The sequence below is a fragment of the Nitrospira defluvii genome, assembly GCF_905220995.1.
Classification (GTDB): Bacteria; Nitrospirota; Nitrospiria; order Nitrospirales; family Nitrospiraceae; genus Nitrospira_A; species Nitrospira_A defluvii_C.
The window spans coordinates 833793-850541 of sequence record NZ_CAJNBJ010000001.1 but is presented as its reverse complement, the minus strand read 5'-3'; the positions used below and the strand labels follow the sequence as shown (position 1 = coordinate 850541).

General features: G+C 58.4%; 17 protein-coding genes and 1 pseudogene. 15 read left to right on the top strand and 3 right to left on the bottom strand.

Going from position 1 to position 16749, the window contains the following annotated elements:
* Window positions 1-68: 68 nt before the first annotated feature.
* From pheA to KJA79_RS03955, 11 genes and pseudogenes are all read left to right on the top strand, one after another.
* Window positions 69-1145: a prephenate dehydratase gene (gene pheA, locus KJA79_RS04005; RefSeq protein WP_213040705.1), complete on the top strand. Its 1077-nt coding sequence runs from the start codon at window positions 69-71 to the stop codon at window positions 1143-1145.
* A gap of 16 nt (window positions 1146-1161) precedes the next feature.
* The gene (gene hisC, locus KJA79_RS04000) at window positions 1162-2247 is read left to right on the top strand and encodes a histidinol-phosphate transaminase (protein WP_213040704.1); all 1086 of its coding nucleotides are present in this window, start codon (window positions 1162-1164) and stop codon (window positions 2245-2247) included.
* Between the two features lie 18 nt (window positions 2248-2265).
* On the top strand, window positions 2266-3279 hold the full coding sequence (gene aroF / locus KJA79_RS03995; RefSeq protein ID WP_213040703.1) for a 3-deoxy-7-phosphoheptulonate synthase: 1014 nt from the start codon (window positions 2266-2268) through the stop codon (window positions 3277-3279).
* Between the two features lie 56 nt (window positions 3280-3335).
* The gene (locus KJA79_RS03990; RefSeq protein WP_213040702.1) at window positions 3336-4232 is read left to right on the top strand and encodes a prephenate dehydrogenase; all 897 of its coding nucleotides are present in this window, start codon (window positions 3336-3338) and stop codon (window positions 4230-4232) included.
* A 6-nt stretch (window positions 4233-4238) separates the two neighbouring features.
* On the top strand, window positions 4239-5567 hold the full coding sequence (aroA, locus tag KJA79_RS03985; protein ID WP_213040701.1) for a 3-phosphoshikimate 1-carboxyvinyltransferase: 1329 nt from the start codon (window positions 4239-4241) through the stop codon (window positions 5565-5567).
* Between the two features lie 12 nt (window positions 5568-5579).
* Complete coding sequence (cmk, locus tag KJA79_RS03980) at window positions 5580-6278, top strand: (d)CMP kinase (RefSeq protein WP_213040700.1); 699 nt, start codon at window positions 5580-5582, stop codon at window positions 6276-6278.
* Entirely contained in the window at window positions 6275-6970 is a 696-nt protein-coding gene (locus KJA79_RS03975; protein WP_213040699.1) for a lysophospholipid acyltransferase family protein, read from the top strand. Before cmk ends, KJA79_RS03975 begins: the two co-directional genes overlap by 4 nt.
* A 58-nt stretch (window positions 6971-7028) precedes the next feature.
* Entirely contained in the window at window positions 7029-8750 is a 1722-nt protein-coding gene (locus KJA79_RS03970) for a 30S ribosomal protein S1 (protein ID WP_213040698.1), read from the top strand.
* Window positions 8751-8807: 57 nt separating this feature from the next.
* A complete protein-coding gene (gene sppA / locus KJA79_RS03965) occupies window positions 8808-9665 on the top strand; it encodes a signal peptide peptidase SppA (RefSeq protein ID WP_246507410.1) in 858 nt (285 codons plus the stop codon).
* Between the two features lie 65 nt (window positions 9666-9730).
* Window positions 9731-10018: pseudogene (locus KJA79_RS03960) on the top strand (HU family DNA-binding protein); the annotation flags it as partial.
* A gap of 13 nt (window positions 10019-10031) precedes the next feature.
* Window positions 10032-11027 (top strand): PCP reductase family protein, encoded by a 996-nt coding sequence (locus KJA79_RS03955; RefSeq protein WP_213040695.1) that lies wholly within the window; start codon window positions 10032-10034, stop codon window positions 11025-11027.
* A gap of 436 nt (window positions 11028-11463) precedes the next feature.
* On the opposite strand, the gene KJA79_RS03950 is transcribed toward KJA79_RS03955, so the two are convergent.
* Window positions 11464-11790, bottom strand: coding sequence for a hypothetical protein (locus tag KJA79_RS03950; RefSeq protein ID WP_213040694.1), 327 nt, complete (start codon window positions 11788-11790; stop codon window positions 11464-11466).
* Between the two features lie 239 nt (window positions 11791-12029).
* Here KJA79_RS03950 and KJA79_RS03945 point away from each other — a divergent pair, with 239 nt between their 5' ends.
* From KJA79_RS03945 to KJA79_RS03930, 4 genes are all read left to right on the top strand, one after another.
* A complete protein-coding gene (locus tag KJA79_RS03945) occupies window positions 12030-13220 on the top strand; it encodes an FG-GAP repeat domain-containing protein (RefSeq protein ID WP_213040693.1) in 1191 nt (396 codons plus the stop codon).
* Between the two features lie 140 nt (window positions 13221-13360).
* The gene (locus tag KJA79_RS03940) at window positions 13361-13561 is read left to right on the top strand and encodes a hypothetical protein (RefSeq protein WP_213040692.1); all 201 of its coding nucleotides are present in this window, start codon (window positions 13361-13363) and stop codon (window positions 13559-13561) included.
* 79 nt (window positions 13562-13640) lie between these two features.
* A complete protein-coding gene (locus KJA79_RS03935; protein WP_213040691.1) occupies window positions 13641-13829 on the top strand; it encodes a hypothetical protein in 189 nt (62 codons plus the stop codon).
* A 46-nt stretch (window positions 13830-13875) separates the two neighbouring features.
* Complete coding sequence (locus KJA79_RS03930; protein WP_213040690.1) at window positions 13876-14805, top strand: D-alanyl-D-alanine carboxypeptidase family protein; 930 nt, start codon at window positions 13876-13878, stop codon at window positions 14803-14805.
* 163 nt (window positions 14806-14968) lie between these two features.
* Here the strand turns inward: KJA79_RS03930 and KJA79_RS03925 are convergent, their stop codons facing one another.
* Window positions 14969-15499: a hypothetical protein gene (locus KJA79_RS03925; protein ID WP_213040689.1), complete on the bottom strand. Its 531-nt coding sequence runs from the start codon at window positions 15497-15499 to the stop codon at window positions 14969-14971.
* Window positions 15500-15589: 90 nt separating this feature from the next.
* The gene (locus KJA79_RS03920; protein WP_213040688.1) at window positions 15590-16615 is read right to left on the bottom strand and encodes a LysR substrate-binding domain-containing protein; all 1026 of its coding nucleotides are present in this window, start codon (window positions 16613-16615) and stop codon (window positions 15590-15592) included.
* Between the last annotated feature and the right edge of the window lie 134 nt (window positions 16616-16749).

Here is a 16749-nt window from a genome sequence, read left to right as displayed (position 1 = left end):
CGGCGTGGACTCGTATCGCGGCCCTGCCTTCTCGAAGGCGCGCACCGCGAGGAGGGAATCCCCCCGTCATGTCTGATGATCTGCAAAGCCATCGTCAGGAAATCGACCGGATCGATGATCAGATTTTGCGCCTGCTGAACGAGCGCTCAAAGTCGGTGATCGAAATCGGCCGATTAAAGAAGCTGAAAGATGCGGAGGCGCATCTGCATACGCCGGCTCGAGAAGCGGCGATTTTTGAACGGCTGAGCAAGCAAAATACCGGTCCATTTCCTACCGACGCCATTCGGGCCGTCTATCGGGAAATCATGTCGGCCTCGTTGTCTCTGGAAGGGCCGCAGAAGGTCGCCTATCTCGGACCACGGGCCACGTTCACGCACATGGCCTGCATGCAGAAGTTCGGTTCCTCCGCGCACTATATCCCCGTGAACAGTATCAAGGACGTCTTCAGTGAGGTGGAGCGTGGTCGCGCCCATTTCGGTGTGGTGCCGATTGAGAACACGACGGAAGGCGTGGTGAATCATACGCTCGATATGTTTGTCGACTCCAACCTCCTGATTTACGGAGAAGTCCTTCAGGAAGTCGCGCACCACCTCATGTCCAAGAGCGGCGTGGCGGGAGACATCAAGCGGATCTATTCGCACCCGCATGCCATTGCACAATGCCGGAATTGGCTGGAAACGAATTTGCCCCACGTGTCGGTGTCCGAGGTGGCGAGTACCGCGCGCGCCGCAGAAATGTCCGTCGACGATCCGTCGGCTGCGGCCATCGCATCGGAGTTGGCGGCGCAGTTATACGGGCTGAAAGTGGTGACCGCGAGAATCGAAGACAACATCAATAACTTTACCCGGTTCTTGGTCCTCTCGCAGAAGGCTCCGGAACGGACCGGGCGTGACAAGACGTCGCTGATGTTGTCGGTCAAGGATAAGGTCGGTGCTCTCTACGATCTGTTGCGGCCGTTTGCCTCCCATGGTCTGAACATGACCAAGATCGAATCGCGTCCATCCCGCCGGAAGGCGTGGGAGTACATTTTCTTTGTCGACATCGAAGGGCACATCGACGAAGAACGTGTAAAAAAAGCGGCGGAAGAGGTCAAGAGCCGCTGTCTGTTTATGAAGATTCTCGGGTCATATCCCGCCTATTCCTAGAGGTCCGAGTCACGCCATGCCATTGAAGGTGCATCCCGATATTGCCTCCCTCGTGCCATACGTTCCCGGAAAACCCATTGAAGAACTGCAGCGAGAGTTGGGCCTGCCGCGTGCCGTCAAGTTAGCCTCCAATGAGAACCCGATCGGCCCATCGCCGAAAGCGCTCGCCGTATTAGCGGAGACCGCTCCCACATTGCATCGGTACCCGGACGGTGGGGCGTTCCGATTGCGAGGGGCGCTGGCCGAGCGATGGAAGGTGTCGCCGGATCACGTCATTCTGGGAAACGGTTCGGATGAACTCCTCGGCCTCCTGGCGCGCACCTTTTTGTCGCCGGGTGACGAGGCGGTCATGGCCGAACATACCTTTGTGATTTATAAAATGGAGGTAAAGGCGGCACACGGCGTGGCGGTGGAGGTTCCCCAGAAGGCCTGGCACCACGATTTGCCGGCGATGGCGGCGGCCATCACCGACAAGACCCGGTTGCTCTTTGTCTGCAACCCCAACAATCCGACCGGCACCATGGCGACCAAGGCAGAGGTGGCGGCGTTGATGGCTCGTGTGCCCGATCACGTTGTCGTGGTCTTCGACGAAGCCTATTACGAATATGTCCGGCATCCGGAGTTTCCCGATTCCATCGGGTATGTGAAGGCCGGACGGAATGCCATCGTGCTGCGGACCTTTTCGAAGATCTATGGCCTAGCCGGTCTGCGGATCGGTTATGGCATCACGACGCCGGAAATCACCAACTACCTCAATCGAATCCGTCCGCCGTTCAACGCCAACAGTATGGCGCAACGCGCGGCCCTGGCGGCACTGGATGACGAGGCCCATGTGGCCGCGAGTCGATCGCTCAATCATGCGGAAATGGACAAGGTGCGGGCCGGTCTGCAGCGTCTCGGCTTTGAGGCGTTGCCGAGCGAAACGAATTTCCTCTATTTCGATGTCGGGAGGGATGGGCGTGCAGTGTTCGATGCGCTGCTACGCAAAGGCATCATCGTTCGTCACATCGACGGCCGAATGTTGCGGGTGACCATCGGTCTCCCGGAAGAAAATCAACTGTTCCTGAGGGCGCTGCAAGACGTGCTGGGCGCGTCGCGATAAGGAAAGCGAGATGAGATCATGATTATTGTCTTGAGGCCTGATGCTTCGGAGCGGGAAGTCGATCACATCATCGATCGACTTCGTGAGCTGGGGCTGAAGTCGCACATTTCTACGGGCCAGGAGCGTACCATTATCGGGGTGATCGGGGACGACCGGATTTTGCATAATCAGCCGTTGACGGCGTTGCCGGGCGTCGAAAGTGTGTTGCCGATCCTGGCGCCCTGGAAGCTGGTCAGCCGGGAGTTCAAGAAAGAGAACACCATCATCGACGTCAACGGGGTGAAGATCGGCGACAAGAAAATCACGATCATGGCCGGCCCCTGTGCGGTTGAACGGTTGGAGCTGACGGTCGGGATTGCGCATGAGGTCAAATCCGCCGGGGCCACGGTCTTACGAGGCGGCGCATATAAGCCTCGAACGTCACCCTATTCATTCCAAGGCCTGGGCCGAGAAGGACTGGACTATTTGGTGGAGGCCAAGAAGCAGACGGGGCTTCCGGTCGTGAGTGAGATTCTGGATACCCGAGACATCGAGCTGTTCCTCGAAAAGGCCGACATCATTCAGATCGGTGCCCGGAACATGCAGAACTTCGAGCTGCTCAAGGAGGTCGGTGCGTACGACAAGCCGGTCTTGCTGAAGCGAGGCCTCTCCGCCACGATCAAGGAATTTCTTTTGTCTGCGGAGTACATCATGTCCCGCGGCAATCGCAACGTGATGTTGTGCGAGCGTGGTATCCGCACCTTCGAAACGCAGTATCGGAACACGCTGGACCTCGCGGCCATTCCCACGCTCAAAGATCTGTCGCATCTGCCGGTGATCGTCGATCCCAGCCATGCGACCGGCAAGTGGGATTTGGTGGCGCCGATGTCGAAAGCCGCCATTGCGGCTGGGGCCGATGGGTTGTTGATCGAAGTGCATTCCAATCCCGAATGTGCTCTCTGTGACGGGGAGGAATCGATTCGGCCGTCGAAATTCAAAGAGTTGATGGGCGACTTGCGGAAGATTGCGGCCGCAGTCGATCGCACACTGTAACCCTGCGTTCACCGCTCCGATGCCTATTGGGGCGTGAAGAGGCCGTCAGTCATTCAATGAAGACACCACATTTTCAACAGGTGGCGATTATCGGCGTCGGGCTCATCGGTGGCTCGCTAGGCATGATTCTTCGTCGGCACCACGTTGCGGATTCAGTAGTCGGGATCGGACGCCGGGTGGAGAACCTGAAAACGGCAGTGGAGGTTGGGGCTATCGACCGGTACGTGTCTGATCCGCGCGAAGGGGTCGAAGGGGCTGACTTTGTCCTGCTGGCGACGCCGGTCGATACCTACGAGCGCCATTTGCAGGAATGGGCCGGATGTCTCAAGCCCGGTACCATCGTGAGCGACGTGGGCAGCGTCAAGGGCGCATTGGTGACGCGATCGGAAGCTTTACTGCCGTCTGCCGTGAAGTTCGTGGGGGCGCATCCCATCGCCGGCAAGGAGAAGACCGGAGTGGCCGCAGGCTCGGAGACGCTCTTCTCAGGTGCGCGCTGCATTCTAACGCCCACTACGAAAACCGATCCCGAGGCGTTGCAGATCGTTCGCGCGATCTGGGAGCTGGCCGGCTCGATTGTCTTGGAGATGGACCCGTTCCTTCACGATAAAATCCTCGGTGCGGTGAGCCACCTCCCGCATGTGGCGGCATTTGCGCTGATGACGGCCTTGGCGGATGTGCGCGATCACGGCGTGCCGGAACTGGATCTGGCCGGTCATTCAGGCGGGGGATTGCGGGACACGACGAGAATCGCCGCGAGTTCGCCGGAAATGTGGCGGGACATTTTCTTGTGGAACCGGGACAATGTCGTGTCTTTAATCGAGACCTACGAACGGCATCTGGGCGAGCTGAAGCGCTTGATCGCTGCCGGTGACGCAGCGGGGATCGAAAAGCAATTGGACAAGGCGAAGCATGAGCGGGAACAACTCACACTCAAGACGCCGCGGAAAGCCTAGGTCGCGATGGCATCGTTGACGATTACTCCATGTCGGCCGCTGAAGGGCACCATTACGGTGCCGGGTGATAAGTCCGTCACTCACCGGGCGATCATTCTTACGGCCCTCGCCGAAGGTGCGAGTACCATTCGTGACTATTGTCGGGGCGAAGATTGCCTGAACACCATGCGCGCGTTTCAGTCCTTGGGGGTGCGCATCGACGAGTCGCCGCAAACCCTGCACGTTTCCGGCAAGGGCATGTGGGGGCTGACAGAGCCGTTCGGGCCGATTGATTGCGGCAATTCTGGGACGGGCATTCGCTTGATGGCCGGGCTGCTGGCTGGGCAGGACTTTTTTACGATCCTGACGGGCGATGAATCGATCCGGCGCCGTCCGATGGGACGCGTGGTGAAACCATTGCGAACAATGGGTGCGACCATTGCCGGGCGTAAAGGCGGAGAACTGGCTCCCTTGGCCATTACCGGCACTCGTTTGCGCGGCGTGTCGTATGTCTCGCCGGTGGCGAGCGCGCAGATCAAGTCGTCGCTCCTGTTCGCCGCCTTGTACGCCGACGGCCTCACGACGATCTCGGAACCGCGACTCTCGCGGGATCACACCGAGCGGATGTTTGCCTATTTCGGGATCCCTTTCGAACGAGAGGGGTGCACGGTCAAGATTGAAGGGCGACCGTCCGTACGGTGGGGCGGGAAGCCGGTGGTGGTGCCGGGAGATCTTTCGGCAGCGGCCTTTTTTCTGGTCGGGGCTTCGATTGTGCCTGAGTCTGACGTGACAATTCGTGGAGTGGGGATGAACCCGACCCGAACCGGATTGGTGGAGGTCCTGCATCGAATGGGTGCGCAGATCGAGGTGGTCAGTCCGCGCGAAGAGGCTGGAGAGCCAGTCGCTGATCTGCGAGTGCGCTCCATGCCGCTTCGGGGCGTGCGGATCGGCCCCGACCAGATCCCTCAGACTATTGATGAATTTCCGATCCTGTGCGTGGCTGCCGCGGTAGCGGAGGGGGAGACGGTGATCACCGGCGCCGAAGAATTGCGGGTGAAAGAGAGTGATCGGATTGCGACAATGGCCAAGGAATTGCGGGCGATGGGCGCGCGAATTGAAGAGCGGCCGGACGGCATGGTGATTCAAGGGTTGGGGCGCAATGGGAGCAACGGGGCGCTGACCGGAGCAACATGCGAAAGTCATGGCGACCACCGAGTGGCGATGTCTGTCGCCATCGGCGCGTTGACCGCCGCCCAGCCGACTCAAATTGTGGATACCGCCTGCATCGAGACTTCGTTCCCGGGTTTTGAGGGGAAGCTCTTGGAACTGTTGACTGCTTCTGGAAACCGTCTATAGTGCGAGGAATCTGTGTCTGAGGGCACCGATGTGAATCGGGGAAAACGTGGCCTGATTATCGCGATTGACGGTCCGGCTGGAGTGGGGAAGAGTACAGTTGCGCGACTCCTGGCGCGACAACTGGGCTATCTCTACCTGGATACCGGGGCGTTATATCGGGCGATTGCCTGGAAAGTGCAGGACATGGGCGTGAGTCCCGAGGATCAACGCGCCATCGCGGGGTTGCTCCCAAAGACCATCTTGCATATGGCCTGCGGCCCGGAGCAGTCGCATGTATTACTGGATGGCCGTGACATCACCGGGGAGTTGCGAACGCCTGCGGTGACCGCGCTAGCGTCCGTGGTCTCGGCCATTCCGGCCGTCCGCGAATGGCTTCTGCCTGTGCAGCGGAAGATCGGTGCGGAAGGCTGTGTCGTTGCTGAAGGCCGAGATATCGGAACGAAGGTTTTCCCCCAGGCCGACGTGAAATTTTTTCTAGAAGCGGACGCCGAGGTTCGCGCCACCAGGCGGCACCGTGAGCTGGTGGCCGCCGGGCATTCGGTGCAGTTTGACCAGACGAAGCGTGATCTGACCGGACGTGATGATCGTGATCGCTCACGCACGGTGGCGCCGTTGATCCCCGCACCTGATGCGGAATGCATCGATACGTCGAGCATGTCGGTGGACGCTGTCGTTGCGCATATGATGGCTGTGGTTGCGGCGCGATTGTGAGCTCCGCACTGTACGCCCTGTTGTGGGTCCTGTCTCGTGCCATCGGCTGGGTATGTTTCCGGTATCGTACCGTCGGCACGGTGCCGCGTCAGGGCGGGCTCCTGATCGCGTCAAACCATGCCAGCTATTTGGATATCCCGCTGCTTGGCTGCGGTGTTCCGAGGCGGGTGTGGTATATGGGGCGACACGACCTGTTTCCGATTCCACTGCTCAATGGTCTGTTGCAGGCCTTGGGATGGATTCCGTTGCGGATCGGGCGTCTGGATCGAGAAGCGTTCAGTAAGGCCGTCTCGTTGGTGCAAGAGGGCAAGGCGGTCGCCATTTTCCCCGAAGGGGGGCGGACGATGACCGGTGCCTTGAAACCGGGGAAGCCCGGGATCGGGGTGATCGTGTCGCAGACGGGATGCCGCGTTGTGCCGGCGCACATCGGTGGGACGTTTGAGGTGCTGCCTCCCGGCGCCAAGTGGCCGAGGTTCCGCCGGGTCACGGTGGCCTACGGCGATCCGTTGGATTTTTCCCAAGATGCCACTCGGTTGGAAGGGAAGGCATTTTATCAACATGTTAGTCGGACGGTGATGGCAAAGATTGCGGAGCTCGGACAGGTTCCGAATCCGGGGGACGGTCAGGCTCAAGCCGGAGCGTCCCATAGGTCCGCCGCCACACCCACAGCCCAGTCTTGCAACGCTGAGTAAGACGCGGGCCTTTTTCACAATCAGCACCCGGCGCGAGCCGGAGGACGAGGATGTTTTCATGAGTACTGTCACACCCCAGAGCGAACCCAAACTTGATCGCGATGCCTTGGCGGCGATGTATGAGGAGACCTTCCGCAATTTTGAGGAAGGCACCATCACCGAAGGCATGGTGGTCGCCATCGGCAAAGACAAGGTGGTGGTCGATATCGGCTACAAGTCTGAGGGCATGATCCCGGCTGACCAGTTCTCCCATGAGGAACTGGCGCAATTGAAGGTGGGCGATCGTCTCCAGGTGTATCTCGAAGAATGTGAAGATGCCGACGGCAATCTGGTGCTCTCCAAAGAAAAAGCCGACAAGATGAAAATCTGGGAGGAATTGGAGAAGCTCCACAAAGAGGAAAAAAGCATCGAGGGTAAAATCATTTCCCGTATCAAGGGCGGCATGATGGTCGATATCGGCGTCAAAGCGTTCTTGCCCGGCTCGCAGATCGATCTGCATCCGGTTCGCGATCTCGACAGTTTGGTCGGAAAGACCTTTCCCCTCAAGATCATCAAGATCAACCATCGTCGCGGCAACGTGGTCGTGTCCCGGCGCGTGTTGCTGGAAGAGACGCGCGACCGTCGCCGTCAGACGACCTTGTCCACCCTGAAGGAAGGGCAGTTGATTCAAGGCACGGTCAAGAACATCACCGATTACGGAGCGTTCATCGACCTCGGCGGTATCGATGGTCTGTTGCACATCACCGATATGTCCTGGGGCCGCGTGGGGCATCCCTCCGAGTTGTTCCAGGTCAGCGATAAGGTGGAAGTCACGGTCCTCAAGTACGATCGGGAGACCGGCCGTATTTCGCTGGGCTTGAAGCAGAAGTCGGCGGATCCGTGGACCGGTGTGGCGGGCAAGTATCCGGTGGGCACGCGCGTGCGTGGCCGAGTGGTCAGCTTGACCGATTACGGCGCCTTTGTGGAACTGGAGCCCGGAGTGGAGGGCTTGGTGCACGTGTCGGAGATGTCCTGGACGCACGAAGTGCGCCATCCGTCCCGCGTCGTGTCGGTGGGCGATCAGGTCGAGGCCGCCGTGTTGAACATTGATCCGGGAAGCCGGAAGATTTCCCTGGGCATGAAGCAGACGGCTCCTAACCCCTGGGATATGATCGAGGCCAAGTATCCGGCCGGTACGCGCATCGAAGGAAAGGTGAAGAGCCTGACTGATTTCGGCGCGTTCGTCGGGTTGGAAGAAGGCATCGATGGCTTGATCCACATCTCTGATATGTCCTGGACCAAGCACATCAAGCATCCGTCCGAGCTGTTCAAGAAGGGGCAGAAGGTGGATGCCGTCGTGATTCGTATCGACAAGGAAAAGGAGCGACTCTCGCTGGGGTACAAGCAATTGTCCCGTGACCCGTGGGAGGAGCAGATTCCGAACCGCTACCGGGTGGGCGATAGCATCACCGGCAAGGTCAGCAAGATTGCCGACTTTGGACTCTTCATCGAGTTGGACGGCGACGTGGAAGGCTTGATCCACATCAGTGAAGTCGGTCTGGATGCCAACGTCCGTATGGAAGAGAAGTTCAAGTTGCAGGACGAAGTCACGGCAAAGATCATCAAGGTCGATCGTGAGGAGCGGAAGATTGCGCTTAGTCTGCGCGATCATCAGCTCGACTCGGATCGGCGTCAGGTGGAGGAATTCCACGCATCTCAGGGCGGCATCGACCAGAGCCTGGGACGCGCGGCCAAGCAGAGCCGGAAGCGCAAAGATAATCAGAGCGATTCCGAAGCCTAAACACCCGGAGATCGAATGGGGCCACAAGCAGACACCGCGATTTCACCAAAGCGGAGCATGCTGCGCCGGATACTCTGGGCGATCGTCATCGGGGGAGGGGCGTTGATACTCATCAATGCGCTCCTCCCCGACCTTGATTTTTCGGGGCAGGATCGTGTGGCGCTCATTCGTGTTGAGGGCGTCATCCTTGATGCCCAAGCGACGATCAGCGAGCTGAAACACTACAGCGAAAACCCGCTGGTCAAAGCGATCGTGTTGCGGATCGACAGCCCGGGGGGCGGGGTCGTGCCTTCGCAGGAGATACACGATGCCGTGAAGCGAGTGAAGAATAAGAGCAACAAGGCCGTGATCGCCTCCATGGGGACGGTCGCCGCCTCCGGGGGGTACTACATCGCTGCGGCCACGGACCGGATCATCGCCAATCCCGGGACCCTGACCGGGAGTATCGGCGTGATCATGGAAATGGCGAACTTCGAAGGCCTGATGAAAAAAGTCGGGGTCGAAGGGGTGGTCATCAAGAGCGGGCGATTCAAGGATGTCGGCTCGCCGTTGCGGAAAATGAGCGATGAGGAACGCAAACTCCTGCAATCCGTGATGGACGACGTGCATCACCAGTTCATCCAAGCTGTGGCCGACGGCCGATCGCTGGAGGTGTCCGAGGTGGAGCCGTTGGCCGACGGGCGGATTTATACCGGGCGTCAGGCTAAAGAGGCGCGTCTGGTCGATGAGTTGGGTGATCTCGATGATGCCATCCATATCGCGGCGGATATCGCCGGCATGGAAGGCGAGCCGAAAGTCGTGGAGCCGCGCAAGCGGTTCTCATTTCGGGACATTATCGAATCACGGTGGGCGTCGGTCTTTCCGAAGTTGGAGTTGGATACCGGCGTCAAACTGAAATACCTGATGGCGTTCTGAGCGGCCGGAGCACCAGGGTGACGGTGATGCAGCAATTCAGCCGCACGTAAGCCCACCCCACGAGGAGAGGGACGATGACCAAAGCGCAGATTATCGAGCGGGTATCGGAGCAGGTCACGACGCTCACAAAACGGCAAGCGGAGATCGTGGTCAATACTATCTTTGATTGTATTCGGGACTCGCTGCGAAGCGGCAACAAGACGGAAATCCGGGGATTCGGAAGTTTTCGTCTCCGCGCCAGGCGGATGAAAGAAGGTCGCAACCCCAAGACCGGCGCGACGGTTGCGGTTCCGGCCAAGCGTGTGCCATTCTTCAAGGCAGGCAAGGAACTGAAGGAATTACTCAATAAGTAATAGGAGTGATACCGTGGCAGAGTCGTCAAATCTAACAGCCCCTGAGGTCCGGTGGAGCGACGGCGCACTCAAACGTATGGAGCGCGCGCCCATGTTTTTGCGTGGGATGGTCCGTCGCTTGGCCGAGAAAAAGGCGCGGGAATTGGGTTATGCCGAAATAACCGAAGAAATTCTCGAACAGTTCAAGGGCCAAATGATGGGGACCATGGGCGGCGAAGGCGGCATGGCCGAGGCTGCCGACCAAATGGCCAAGGGCCAGCTGCCATGGACGGCTGCGGCAAAGGAACGTCTGGCGGCGGTGCCGGAGTTCATGCGGGGGATGATCAAGCAGATCGCCGACGAGATTGCCCGAAAGGGTGGTCATATGGAGGTGAATGTCGATCTGTTTGAAAAGGTTGAAGCCCTCGGGGAGATCCGCGAGCAAGAGGCGGCCCCGATGGAATGGACCGAGGGCGCCCTGGCGTTGCTCCAGCAAAAAATCAAAGAGTCTCCCCCGATCGCGATGGACTTTGTGAGCGACATGATCAAGCACGACACCGAGGAACTTGCGCGAGAGAAAGGGTTGACCAGGATTGATGAGCACACTGCGGTGCAATTGTGGGAGGCGCCTCAGGAGCGCATAGCATGGAGCGATGAGGCGTGGAAGCGACTGCAAACGTCGCCGGACTTCGTTCGCAGCGGCATTCGGAAGGCGGCGGAACGCAGAGCCCGCAAGCTGGGTCTCAAAGAGGTCGACTCGGAACACCTCACCACGTTCCGCAACCAGGCCATGATGAAGGCCGTGAAGAGAATCCGGTCGTTCGGCTATAACGAGTTGACGTTCGACGCCTTCGATACCGCGCTGCAGAAAACCAAACGGCTGCAGGGAAACGATCAGGCGGAAAAACGACTGCAGGAAATCCGATCGCATTTCAGTGATCCCGAGGTGAAGAAGCCGGAAGGCGGTACCTTAGGGGCAGAACTCATGGGGCGGTTCAGGAAGTTTCTTAAGGGTGAAGGGTCACTCTAGCCGGTTGTCGGCGGGAGCTGCCCGCGCCAGTCTCCATGGAAGTCCTATCATCGTGACCCGCCCTGCGCCGAGGCTGCAGGGCGGGTTTTTTGTTGCCCGTTCTACCACACCGGCCGGTGCACTCCCGTTCTACCTCGCACACGCATGCCCCATCCCTGCCGTAGGCGACGTCGAGGGTGATGTCATTGGTCGAAACAGTCTGGGCAGAATCGGGGCCATCGGAGTACGACAGAATCGAGTTCAGGCAGAGTTCAGTTAGGAAGGAGGCCCTGTGACCGGGGTCGGTAGGAGCTGATCGTCACAAGTAACAGACAGCCGGGACTCTGTAAGATAGGATCGTCTTGGCGCCGGCACTCATCTCGACGAAACCCACCCGCAAGACACAGCGACTGCGGGTGGATCTCAAGCTTGAAAGGGCTACACCGGGGAAGATCGCTTAGTGAGATGCAACACCGGCGGCCTGAGGCCAAAACTTATGGCGAATTTGCGGCAGCGGTTCGTTGTCGAAATTCGGAATGTCATACAGGCAGCGGTCGATGGTCGATACTTCATCTTCCGTTAATTCCAACGCAATCTGCTTCTTCCAGAATTGGTCGAGGGCCAGGTAATCATTGGATGTCGGCTTCTCGGCTAACAGCGCCTGCATCTTCTTGAAGCCTTCTGTATCGACTCCGGGTACACGGCCGTTGTTACGGTCAATGCACCACTTCAACACTTCGGCTACACCATACATGGTCAATGGGATCGTCACTTTATTGCTCATGGGCACCTCCTCCACACTTGGGCCGCATTGTAGCCTAAGGCTTTCCGAGTTTTCAAAGGGGCGAAAGGCCTAGGCGAGAGAGTCCATTGGGGGCTGGGCCCGGCGATATTCCCTGCAATCAACTCTGACTTCGTTGCGAAGCGGGAGGGGGCTCTGTATACTCCGCTCAACGCGTGGGACGTGGAGGCGGCGAAGCATGGACTTGGCCGGAATGTCATGCCTTTTTCAAAGAGATGGAGATGACTGTCGACCTTCAGCACAGGAAGAGGCTGTCGGGTTGCCGTCTCGCCCTCGCGCTGCTGGCCTGCGGTGGTCTGCTGTCCGCCTGTTCCAAGGGCGATTCCTATGTTCCCCCGGACCCCTTCTACTATTTTGCCAGTTATCCCGTGGGGAAAAATCCGACGACGGTCACGACTGCGGATTTCAACCGAGATCAAATCACCGATCTCATCACCACCAATATCTCCAGTAACTCCATTTCGCTGCTTTTTGGCAACGGCGATGGCACCTTTCGTGACCAAGTGCAGGTGAAAGTCTGCCAGGAACCCCGGTCGCTGGCGCTGAACGATTTCAATCACGACGAACAACTTGATGTGGTACTAGCCTGTTCCGGTGGAGACCAGGTTTCCATCCTGCTAGGGCGCGGAAACGGGAAGTTTGACGAGGGGCCGCAGTATCCTGTCCATCGCGCGCCTGTCTCGGTGTCTAGTGACGATGTCAATGGCGACGGACATCCGGATTTGGCGGTGGCCCTACGGAACGATAAAGTGAAAATTTTTCTTGGCAATGGTCGCGGGGAATTTCGACCCGGCATGCAGTATGAGTATGGAGATACGCCCACGTCCTTGGCGCTGAAGGATCTCAATCAGGATGGCAAGCCGGATCTGGTGGTGACCAACGGGGGGCCAATGTTGAGTGCCGTCTCGGTGTGGATCGGAAACGGGGACGGAACGTTCCGGGACCCCAAAGACTACAAGACCGGAAGGCGCCCTTTGGGAGTCAGTTTTGCCGACTTTAACAATGATCACCTGTCCGACCTTCTTGTGATCAACGGGGAAGGGGACAGTTTCACCACCTTTCTCGGCAACGGCAACGGAACCTTTCAACAGGGAAAAGATTCCGGTGCAGATGCCAGCCCAAATTACGGCGTCGCGCATGATTTCGACGGCGACCATATCGACGATGTGGCCATCGTCAACTTGCAGTCCACCGACCTGTCTATATTATTCGGGCGCGGCGACGGCACCTTTCACTATCCACCGCGAAATTATCGAACGAAGAATGGGCCGTTCGCCGTCGCAAGTTATCGCGTCTCTGCGGACAATGCGGAAGAGCCGGGCTTAGTGACGGCGGACAATGGAGCCGGCAGCGTCTCGGTCTTTCTCCATCACGGACGGACGCGCCCAGGCTCTGTCGGAACGAGGGACTAACGACCGATTCAGGTTTGCACCGATTCAGCCGATGAGAAGACTGGCGGTTTGCTTGACACCTCAATAGGGCTCGGATAGAGTTCGAAAAGGTCGTCGGACAAAGGTCCGCGCTCTTTTCAGCCAGCACACGGCGGGGGGTCGTGCGATCGTTTCTGTGGTGGTTCAGCATGGGCTGCCTGACGACACTGGCAGTCTTGATGGTTCAGGGCGGAATGCGCGATCTGGTCTCGGGCACCAATCCCTCGGGGAGCTCAGGCGCGATTCTCTCCATGAGCACTACGATCTTCGGGGGTGGGTTGTTGGCCGGCTGCCTTGCCCTTATTCTCAATCGTCTCCGCTAAACAGCACGTTGACGTTCGTATCGGCTTGAAATGGGACGACACGTCCAGAGAAGCCAGTGGAAAGGGGCGCGACCGGGCGATGCACTGCCTAAAATGCAAAGGCTTTATGATGGTCGAGCGGCACTACACGCTCATGAATCGCCGCCTCTACGCCCGTTGTCTGAATTGTGGATTCTGGATTGATCTGGCCGACTTGCTCCGGTTCTTTCATAAGGTGATTGCGAGCAGCGTGCGCGGCACGAAGGTTCGAGAAACATATACCCTGTGACAGTCAGGCAGGGCCTCATCGTCACAAGAAAGCATAGACACTCCGCATGAAGCGTACATGGCAGACCTGGTCGATGCGTGCGTTCGCAGTTCTTCTTCTCGCGTCCGCTTCATGGAGTGGCCAGGCCTTTGCCTTGGACAGTGACGTGGATGATGAGGTCATTACCGTCCCCTATGATCCCAGGCCGGTACCCACGGCCAAGCAAGCTCACCACAGTCTGCGGTGGCGCCATGTGCCGGCGCACAGCATTCTGCTCAAAGAATTGAAAACTGGTACGACGCTGTATCAGTTCGAAAGTGAAAAGCGTCTGTCACCGGCCAGCCTCACCAAAATCATGTCTGCGCTGGTGATTCTGGAGTACGGTCATTTGGATGACGAGGTGACCGTCAGTCCCAAGGCCGCCCGCGCGCACAAGACGCATTTGCGTCTACGAACCGGCCAGATCTTTCGCCTGGAGGATCTGTTGAAGGCCATGTTGATCATGTCGGCGAACGATGCGTGTCTCGCCGCCAGTGAGCATGTGGGCGGCGACGAGGCGCGATTCGTGGAACTCATGAATGCCAAGGCTGTTGCGTTGGGGTTGCAGAATACCCATTTTAGCAATGCTTGTGGATTCGATGCGCCTGAACATTATTCGACGGCGGAAGATCTCGCGAAGCTCAGCGAAATCGCCATGCACCATCCCGTCTTCAAAGAATTGGTCAGCGAAGAACGGGAAATCATCATGCCGATCAATGAGCATCGTGCGTATGTTCTGCGGACCACCAATCGGTTGCTGGGCCGGATTCCCGGGGTGCAGGGGGTGAAGACGGGTTTCACGTCCAAGGCAGGCCGATGCCTCATCGCGAAGGTATCGCAAGACGGGCGAGATCTACTCCTTGTGATTCTGAATTCCAAACGCCGCTGGAATACGGCGACAAGCCTCATCAATTACGGCTTGCGACTCAGTGATAGTCGCGCCGCCCTGGCTCGGTAGTCTGCTCTTTCATCGACGGTGGTGTTGGCATTGCGCCGGACCCGTTGTCTGCGGGATCGACGACGTGCCGTTCTCTGCAGCGGGGTATAGGTTGGAAGTCTCCAACGCGAGGAATTGAAGGAGGATTCGGGGAGAACTCGGAACCGAACGCGATCCTTGAGACCTACCGAGGCAGCGAAAATTCGACGTTGACGTCCTTGCCCAGATAATTGACCTGGAAACCCTGCTTGTCGTAAGCCAGCATGGCGCCCATCACGTTTTCATCACCATAATCTTCCTTGCCCAGAATCTTGCGCACGTCATCCGGACTTTCGCTGTTGAGGACATTGCGGAAGATGCCACGCGTCTTAAAGGCAAAACGGTTGTTGATGAAAATCAGGTCGACCTTTCCGTCCTGCACCCGAACACCCGCCATCGGGCCGGTTGGCTTGCGTTGATCCAGCAGGAAAATGAAGGTGGCTTCCTGCTCCGCCTTGATGCCGGGGATTTTTTCATTCACGAGCCCGTCGAGTGCTTTCGACTCGTCATCCCCCAACTTGATGCCGAACAGGGAGACATCCTGACTGGCAATCCCCTTGGGGTCTGTCAGGTCATTCTTGCTGAGTTCGTAGGGCTCGGCATTCACCGCAGCAGCAAGGCAAAGGGACCCCAGCGTGGCCATCAGGGCTGTGAACATCCGCTTGCGCTGCATCATGAATGCCTCCATACAGGGATTTCGAGGAGTCGACTCGTCCAAGTCATAGGTGCTGAATAGAAGAGGAAATGTCCTAGGCAACAGGCCATTCTATCCAACACGCCGTCTGACTTTCAAGGTCGCGTCAGAGGAGGCGACCGGCGGCTTTCTTACGATCGGTGTTCGCCGGATCGTTCGCTGGGAGGTTCGTCTGGGGCGTGGAGCCATGGGCGGGACCGTGAGTGCGGTCTGCAGATCCTGCATGGTGCTCTGACACAGTGACGCAAATTCTTCGGCAGCCACACCGCGATACCGTTTCGTGAGATAGGCGAGTCCGACCGTATGGCACGGTGTGGGATCGTAGAGATCGATGACCTGAAGCCGTGTTGCGGGCAGCCGAGACCGGACGTAGAGTTCGGGAAGAATCGTCGCGCCGGTGCCTTCCGCCACGGCTTGCAAAATACCTTCCGGGGAACTCATCTCCAGGACGACCTGCGGGTGGACCCCGGCCTTGGCGCATTCCGCTTCGACCATTTTTCGCAGGCAATAATCTGCAGGCATCAACACCAACGGCAGTCGGGCAAGATCCTGCATGCGGGTGCGAGGTGTCCCGATGCTCATGCTCGTGGGAGCGATCAGCGCGAGCCGCTCCTCAAAGAGCGGGACGGTGGTCATGTGGGGATGAGTGAGCGGCAGCAGGCAAATGCCGATATCGAGGCGATTGGCGAGGAGCCCGCTGACGATGTCGGATGACGGTTGAGCGTGTACCTGCAAATGGATATCGGGGAAACGCTGCTTGAAGCGCGACACGAGCGGGGCAATCAGATAGGAATTGACGGTCGACAATGCCCCGACCACCAGACGGCCTCGTTTGGCTCCTAGTAACTCATGGACGACCTGCGCGGCTTGATCCAATTCCCGTAAGGCCCGTTCCGCGTGCACACGAAACAATTCGCCCGCCTGGGTTAACACGACCTTCCGTCCCAGTCGATCAAACAACCGGGTGCCCAACTCCCGTTCGAGGCCGCCGATTTGTACCGAGAGCGACGGCTGCGAGACGTGAAGGTGTTCCGCGGCCCGGCTGAAGTTCTGGTGTGCGGCGACAGCCATGAAATAATGCAGTTGCCGGAGCTCCATGCGAGGCCTCCTCGCGCTATAGATGCAAACTATAGATAGTATGAAAACAATATATTAGACGAATGCATCATAGGGACCTTATGGTCGGGAGGTCAACAGAGGTGCCGCCGATGGAATTCACGGTCCATGGTGGA